The sequence below is a fragment of the Noviherbaspirillum sp. genome (genome assembly GCF_035944575.1).
Classification (GTDB): Bacteria; Pseudomonadota; Gammaproteobacteria; order Burkholderiales; family Burkholderiaceae_D; genus Noviherbaspirillum.
Genome location: NZ_DASZBA010000215.1, coordinates 1 through 7,584 on the forward strand (window position 1 = coordinate 1; position 7,584 = coordinate 7,584).

Here is a 7,584-nt window from a genome sequence, read left to right on the forward strand (position 1 = left end):
CCCTCATGCTCTTGCGGAAAGGGAGCGTCAAAATCCACGATCGGCATGCAACTCCCAGATTGCTTCCCAAAGGTTCAATCGGTTTCTATCCGGCTCAGGCCGACTATGACGGAAGCAGATGGTCGGCCGGCAACGACAGTCTCTACAGCGTCCTCGAAATGCCCGAGGAGATCTGCATCGATCTGCTCGACCGTGCCCCCGCCTGGCTGGAGAGGCTGCGCAGGCCGTTGCGTTTTCTCGATTCCCGGGTGATGTGGTGGATTGATGAAATCGAAAGCCATTGCGCGGCAGGCGAACCGAACGGCACCTTGTATACGGAGGTCGTTGGCCTTGCACTCCTGACCTATCTCGATTCGCGGCTGTCGTCCCAGCCCATGCAGGACATCCCGCTCTCCGAATCGCTTTCACGGCAATCCGTGCGCCGGATGAAGGAGCACATCGACGAGCATATCGCCGGTTCATTGAGCATTCAGGAGTTGGCTGCGGCATGCGGTTACAGTCCGACGCACTTTACCCGCGTGTTCAAGCAATCCTTCGGCATGCCGGTGCATCAGTTCGTGATGCAGCGCCGGATTGAACTGGCGCGCGCCATGCTCAATTCGGATACCTGTTCACTCGCGGAAATCGCCATCGGATGCGGTTTTTCCAGCCAGGCGCATTTCAATTCCGCATTCAAGCGCTATGAAGGCACGACGCCAGGAAACTTCCGGGCTTCGCGCGCAAGGTGAGGGTACGGTCTTGCATTTACCCTCTGCGGGCCGTGTCAGCCTGGGGCGGCAATGAGCAGTTTATGAAACGAAGCACCTGATTTTGAAAGACCGCCACTTGCGGGTCCTACAAAATCTTGATTCCTGTAAAAGGTGCGGATTGCGCCAGCCGATCGGCTCTTTCCGCATTAAAGAGAACCACAACGACGGAGACAACCAAGTGAAGAAAGACGGATTTATCCAGCCGGCCCGGCTGCGTACGCTGCTTGCATCGGCGGCAATCACCCTGTTGGCCGCCTGCGGCGGCGGCAGCGACGATGATGCGAAGAGGGCGCCCGATGTCGCCAAGACCACAAAGGGCGAGGTCAGGGCGGTGGATCGCGCCGGCATGCGCAGTTATTTCGGTATTCCTTTTGCGGCACCGCCGGTCGGCAACCTGCGCTGGGCACCGCCCGCGCCGGCTGCGAACTGGACCGCCCCGCTGGCCAAGACCCAGTCGGCCGCACCCTGCCTGCAGACCAGCAGCAGCTCGTTCCGCCTGCCGAACGGCCAGGAGGATTGCCTCTATCTCGACGTGCATGCACCGACCGGCGATGGACCGTTCCCGGTCATGGTCTGGATTCACGGCGGCGCATTCAACACCGGCGGCACCGTAACTTATGCCGATCCGTCGCCCCTGGTCAGCAAGGGCGTCATCGTCGTCAACATCGCCTACCGTATGGGCGCCATGGGCTTCCTCGGCCATCCGGCGCTGAAAGCGGCTGACGGCAGCGTGGGCAACTACGGCATCATGGACCAGCAAGCGGCATTGCGCTGGGTGCAGGAAAACATCGAATCCTTCGGCGGCGCGAAGAACAATGTCACGATCTTCGGCGAATCCGCAGGCGGCTTCAGCGTCATGACCCACCTCGCATCGCCGTTGTCCCGCGGCCTGTTCTCGAAAGCAATCGTCCAGAGCGGCGGCTATGCCTTCGACCGTCAGTTGACGCGCGAGGCGCTTGAAGCGCAGAGCACCACCATCGTCAACAACGCGCTCACCGCGGCAGGCGTCACCTGTGCGACGGTCGATGCAGCCTGCCTGCGCGGTCTGTCGGCCGATGTCGTCAACAACCAGCTGGCAACGGCATTCACCACGGCGAACTCCAGCCCGGTGCCTTCCGTCGACGGACGCGTGCTGCCGAGATCGATCAAGGCGACATTCGCAGCGGGCGAAAACAACCGGGTGCCGGTGGTGAACGGTTCGAACCGCGACGAGTGGTCGCTGTTCGTCGCAGCGCGTGAACTGGCTGCGCCGCCCCTGACCGCGGCGGGATATCCGACTTATCTGCAGACCTCCCTCGGCCTGCCGGCGACCGTCGCATCCCTGTACCCATTGACCGACTACGGCACCAACGCCGCCCAGCAGCCGAGCCTGGCCGCCACGGCTGTCGGTACGGACGTCGTGTTCGCCTGCCCGGCGCTCAACCTCTCCAAGCGGATTGCAGCCCAGAATTCGCAGATCTGGATGTATGAGTTCCGCGATCGCACAGCGATTCCGTCGATCGGTCGCACCACAGTCAGCTTCCCGCAGGGCGCAGGCCACTCGTATGAGCTGCAGTACCTGTTCAATCTGAGGGATCTGGAAAACAACGAGCGTCGCGATCTGCAGACTTCGATGTCGCGTTACTGGACCAACTTCTCCCGCACCGGCGATCCAAACAACGGCACGGCAGTCGCCGTTGCATGGCCCGCCTTCACCGCGCCGGACAAGGTCCTCGCGCTGGATGTCGCATCCGGTGGCGGGAACAGGGTGCTGACCACGTTTGAAGCCGAACACAAGTGCGCGACAGCGTGGAGTTCCTTGACTTTCTAAGTGTTTCTTGCCTGTTTGGGCCCGCTTCGGCGGGCCTTTTTTTATGCCGGGAAAACAATGCAGTGGAATCTGCGACGGTGTTTATTGGGATGGAAGATTCAGGGAGACACCCTGTTCCGGACTGCCTTCCATGTAATCATGCCCCTGGTTTGTCAGGCGCCAGGCGCCATTCTCCGATTCCTGCACCAGCCCCTTATCCTGCAGGAGATGAAGGTGATGGCGAATGACCGGTAATTCGACGTTCAATCGCTGGGCAATACTGCTGGTTCCGACCAGCGGTTCGGGCGATTGCAGAAGCTGGCCCAGGATCGCCTCCATCAGCATTTGGTCGCGTCTCATGTTTTCCTTAATGATAAAAATCAAATCGTAATGGAATTTATTTTCCCGCCCGCACAAGCCCCGTCATGCTGAGGCAATGCGGGAAAATCCGATGGGATTGCCCCGCGCAACATGCAGGATTGCGCAGCGAATTCTACCTCCTTGGCTCGGCGTGCAGGCAGCGCAACTTTCCGGATCCGGCGGCAAGCTCTGCCGTTGGACCGCTATGCGGTTTAGTCGCTCGTTTGCTGTTGCTCTCACTTAATGATGGTGAATGTATTCGTCGGCAGGCTAGAATAAGCGTCGACCCTGCATCGCTCGCCTTGCCAAACGCTTCAGGCCGGTAAGCAACACTGCCGAAGCGAAAGGATGATGAGTGAATCGCTTTGGCACGCATTGCACAAAGCACCAACACGAGGTAAGCAAAACTTGCAAAATCCCCAGCCGATTTCCGAACCGCACGGCCGCAAACGCCCGGAGCGCATCAGCCTGCAGATTTATCTCGGCATCGCCTTCAGCGTGCTCTTTCTGATTCTCGCACTTGTCCTTGCCGGCACATTGGATGCATTCGCCAGGCGCGAAGTGTTGAAGCTGACCCATCAAAACCTGGAGAACGTCACGCGGCAGATGGCAAGAGAACTCTCTGCAGGGATGAATGAATTCGGGAAAGAAGTGCAGGCCCAGGCCTTGTCCCACAAGCTGCGTGACCCAAACGCCTCTGCGGCCGAAATGCGGGAAGTGCTCGATGGATTCGTGGCGATACATCCCGAGTTCGCTTTCATCGGGGTCATTGATATTGCATCCGCAAAAGTGATTGCGGCAAATGGCGGCATTTTCGAAGGCGGCAGCGCGAAAGGGCGGCCCGCCTTTGAAGAAGCGAAAACCAGCCTGTTCCTCGGCGACGTGCATGACGCTGTCCGGCTGGCCGAACTGGTGCCGAAAAGTCCGAACGGGGAGCCGGCACGCTTTCTCGATGCATCAACGCCGATCAATGACCCGGAAGGCAAGCCGTTCAGGGTATTGGCCGGACACATCAGTTTCCATTGGACCGACCAGGTCCGGAATACCGTCCTCGCCCCGTTGCGCGCGTCACGAGGCATCGAGATGCTTCTGCTCGATACGAAAGGTAAGGTCGTACTTGCGCCAAACGACCAGATCAAGACGGGAACCGCGATTCGATCACTGCTCCCGACCGAGATGGGAACATCGACAACAACGCAAACCTGGGCCGGCGGCCAGCAATACCTGACCGTGAGCGCGCCGGTCATTCCAAGACGCGGATTTGAAGGCTTCGGATGGCAAGTGGTGGCCAGACAGCCGGTCGCCGTGGCTTTGGAGCCCACCGTCGCACTGCGAAATTCCTTCTTCGCCGGAGCGGTGGTGCTGGGTGCATTTGCTTCCCTGATCGCCTGGTTCATCGCGCGGCGGATTACCGAACCGGTCCGCCGGCTGGCCGAATCGGCGAAGGATCTGGCGCGCGGCGCGCGTTTGAGCGACACCGAACGCAGCACCATCGGCGAGGTCGCAAGCGTCCAGGATGCCATCGTCGGCCTGGCGGACGAGGGGCGGCGCCATGCGTCGGCGAGCTGGGACCAGAAACAGCAGTTCATGACGTTCGCAGAATTTCTGCCTCACCTGGTATTTCAGGCCGATGCGGAGGGAACGATGGAATACGTCAACAAGCGATGGCTTGCCGAGCTGGACTGTGCACCGACCTGCGGCATAGGCACACTCACGGATTGCATGGATGAACGGGACCAGCAAGGTTTCATTGCGCAATGGCAGACATCGCGTGAACAGGGCATCGGGTTTGAAACCATACTGAGGCTGCGGACGAAGACGGATTTTGTCTGCGAATGGTTCAAGATCCGTACCCAGCCGGTGCTGGACGAAAGCGGAAAACTGCTCCGCTGGGTAGGCACACTGACTAATATCCATCAGGCCATGCTCCAGGCGGAACGGGTGGAGGCGGCGCTGGAGCAGGAGCGTGCCATGCGGGCGGAAACGGAACGCGTGTCGCGGATGAAGGACAATTTCCTGGCCACGCTGTCGCACGAATTGCGTACGCCGCTGAACGTCATCGGCGGATGGGCGCAGATGCTGGACATGCGCTCCGGGGAGGATCGCCGGGTGAAGCAGGCGGCCGAAATCATTACGCGCAATGTCGAGATCCAAACGAACCTGATCAGCGATCTGCTGGACATGAGCGCAGTCATCGCCGGGAAAGTCGTGCTTGACACCAGGGTGATCGACGGCGTTCGCCTGCTTCAGCAAATCATCGAACCGATGATCCATCTTGCCCATGCCAAGGACGTCGCGCTTCATCTTGCTGTCCCCTCGCAGCAAATCCTGATCGAGGCCGACGCCCGCCGGATGAGCCAGATCGTTTCCAATCTGGTGTCGAATGCGATCAAGTTTACCGATGCCGGCGGACATATTGACGTGCGTGTGACGGCGGCGCACGGCCGCTTCGAGTTCAGCGTGTCGGACAATGGCTGCGGAATATCAAAGGAATTTCTTCCATTCGTCTTCGACCGGTTTCAACAGCAGGACTCTTCAACCACGCGTGCAAAAGGCGGTATCGGCCTGGGTCTTGCCATCGTCAGAAGCCTGGTCGAACTGCACCAGGGGACGATTGCCGTTCGAAGTGATGGAATCGGGAAGGGCTGCCTATTTACGGTGAACCTGCCGGCGCTATCAGCGACATCGCTGGCCGTTCCGGAGGATGACCGCCAGCCGGAAAGCCCTATCGCGAAGATCAATCTCAAGCTTGCCGATGTGCGCCTTCTGGTGGTGGACGATGAAGCCGACGCCCGTGCCATGATGGTTGAAGTCCTGCAGTTGGCGGGAGCGGAAGTGCGAGCCGCGCAGTCGGCGCCCGACGCACTGAAGATGCTGGAGGAAAAACGCTTCGACGCCATCATCTGCGATGTAGGCATGCCGGGCATGGACGGCCACACCTTTATCCAGCGCGTGCGGTCCAATCCCGATAAGGCAATCGCCGGACTGCCTGCCATCGCATTGACCGCGTTTGCCATGCAGCACGATCTGAATGCCGCCAGGGAGGCAGGTTTCCAGAGACATATCGCCAAGCCGTTTTCGGTAGCCGGTCTTATCCGGGCGGTTCAGACCCTGGTCGGCAACATGGAAGAAACGTCTTCCTGAGGCTTATGTACTAAAAACGGCAACGGATGGTGATCTTCGGGCGCGGATACAGCCCGTACCATCCGCAGTCCCCTTTTGCAGGCTAGGTCACAATCTCATACGGCGCCGGCGGCGTTTCGGAATCCGCATGCCGGCCCTGCCGCAGGAAGATCAGCCCGACGATGGCCGCCGCGAGCGCGAAGACTGCGCCAATACCAAATGCGACGTGGTAGCCGGCGTTCAGCGCTTCGGCAAGCGTTGCGCCGCCGGCCTGCTGCACGCTGCTGCGCGCCGCCGCCAGGCTCGCCAGCACCGCCAGTCCGAGCGAGCCACCCATCATGAATGCGGTATTCACCATGCCCGACGCAATGCCGGATTCCGCCGGTGTGACATCGCTCATTGCCGCCATCAATACCGGGTTGAAAGCGATGCCGGCCCCCAGGCCGAGCAGGATCATGCCCGGCAGCACATGCGCGGTGTAACTGCCATCGACCGGCGCCAGTGCGAACAGGCCCAGACCGGTTGACGCCAGCGCCAATCCCGCCGCGAGCGGGATCCGGTTCCCCCAGCGCATCACCAGTTTTGCGGAAAAGCCCAGCGACAGCACCGCCATGATCAGGTTGGACGGCAAGAAGGCCAGGCCGACCTGCATCGGGTTGTAGCGCAGCACCAGTTGCAGGTAAAGCGCCGCGATGAAGAACCATGCGAACATGGCGGCCGCCCAAAATACGCCGACCACGTTGGCCGTCGCCACGTTACGCAGCCTGAACAGCGAAAGCGGCATGAGCGGCGTCGCGGTGCGCGACTCGATCACAATGAACAGAACCATCAGCAGGAGAGCCGCGGCGAGCATTCCAAGCGTGCGGGCGGAGAGCCAGCCGGCCTCATTGCCGTTGACCACCGCATACACCGCCAGCATCAGGGAGGCCGTCACCGTCAATGCGCCCGCGACATCCAGGTTGCCGTCGGCCTGGCCTTTACCGGCAGGAATCAGCCATCGGCACAGGATGATGACGGCCACCCCGATCGGCAGATTCACCAGGAAAATCCAATGCCAGCTCAACGTGTCGGTGAGCAGGCCGCCCAGCAGCACGCCGATGCTGCCCCCGCCGGCGCAGACGAATCCATACACGCCCATTGCCTTGGCGCGCTCAGCGGTATCGGTAAACAGATTCATGATCAGCGACAGCGAGATGGCCGATACGACCGCCCCGGCCAGCCCCTGCACGGCGCGCGCCGCGATCAATATCGCTTGCGACTGCGCCAGTCCGCATGCGGCGGACGCCAGCGTGAACAATGCAATGCCGAGCAGGAAAAGACGGCGGTGCCCATACAAGTCGCCGAGGCGCCCGCCGAGCAGCAGGCAGCCGCCGAAGGTCAGCATGTAGGCATTCACCACCCAGACCAGCGAAGTCTCCGTGAACTTCAGGTCTTCGCGGATGGACGGCAAGGCGACGTTGACGATGGTGGTGTCCAGCACGATCATCAGCACGCCGAAACACAGCACTGCCAATGCCCACCAGCGTTTCTTCCCCTCGATCCCGTGCATCGTCGATGTCATGC

The 7,584-nt window shown here is 60.7% G+C and carries 5 protein-coding genes; 3 read left to right on the forward strand and 2 right to left on the reverse strand.

What is annotated here, in order from left to right; all coding sequences use genetic code 11:
- Positions 1-728, forward strand: a 728-nt coding sequence (locus VGU61_RS17160) for an AraC family transcriptional regulator (RefSeq protein ID WP_326860426.1), incomplete at its 5' end; no start/stop codon positions are given.
- A 199-nt stretch (positions 729-927) separates the two neighbouring features.
- The gene (locus VGU61_RS17165) at positions 928-2,559 is read left to right on the forward strand and encodes a carboxylesterase/lipase family protein (RefSeq protein WP_326860427.1); all 1,632 of its coding nucleotides are present in this window, start codon (positions 928-930) and stop codon (positions 2,557-2,559) included.
- A gap of 81 nt (positions 2,560-2,640) precedes the next feature.
- On the opposite strand, the gene VGU61_RS17170 is transcribed toward VGU61_RS17165, so the two are convergent.
- The gene (locus tag VGU61_RS17170; RefSeq protein WP_326860428.1) at positions 2,641-2,898 is read right to left on the reverse strand and encodes a hypothetical protein; all 258 of its coding nucleotides are present in this window, start codon (positions 2,896-2,898) and stop codon (positions 2,641-2,643) included.
- Positions 2,899-3,306: 408 nt separating this feature from the next.
- On the opposite strand from VGU61_RS17170, the gene VGU61_RS17175 reads away from it, so the two are divergent.
- Entirely contained in the window at positions 3,307-6,042 is a 2,736-nt protein-coding gene (locus tag VGU61_RS17175; RefSeq protein ID WP_326860429.1) for an ATP-binding protein, read from the forward strand.
- An 82-nt stretch (positions 6,043-6,124) separates the two neighbouring features.
- On the opposite strand, the gene VGU61_RS17180 is transcribed toward VGU61_RS17175, so the two are convergent.
- Positions 6,125-7,582 (reverse strand): MFS transporter, encoded by a 1,458-nt coding sequence (locus VGU61_RS17180; RefSeq protein WP_326860430.1) that lies wholly within the window; start codon positions 7,580-7,582, stop codon positions 6,125-6,127.
- Positions 7,583-7,584: the final 2 nt, after the last annotated feature.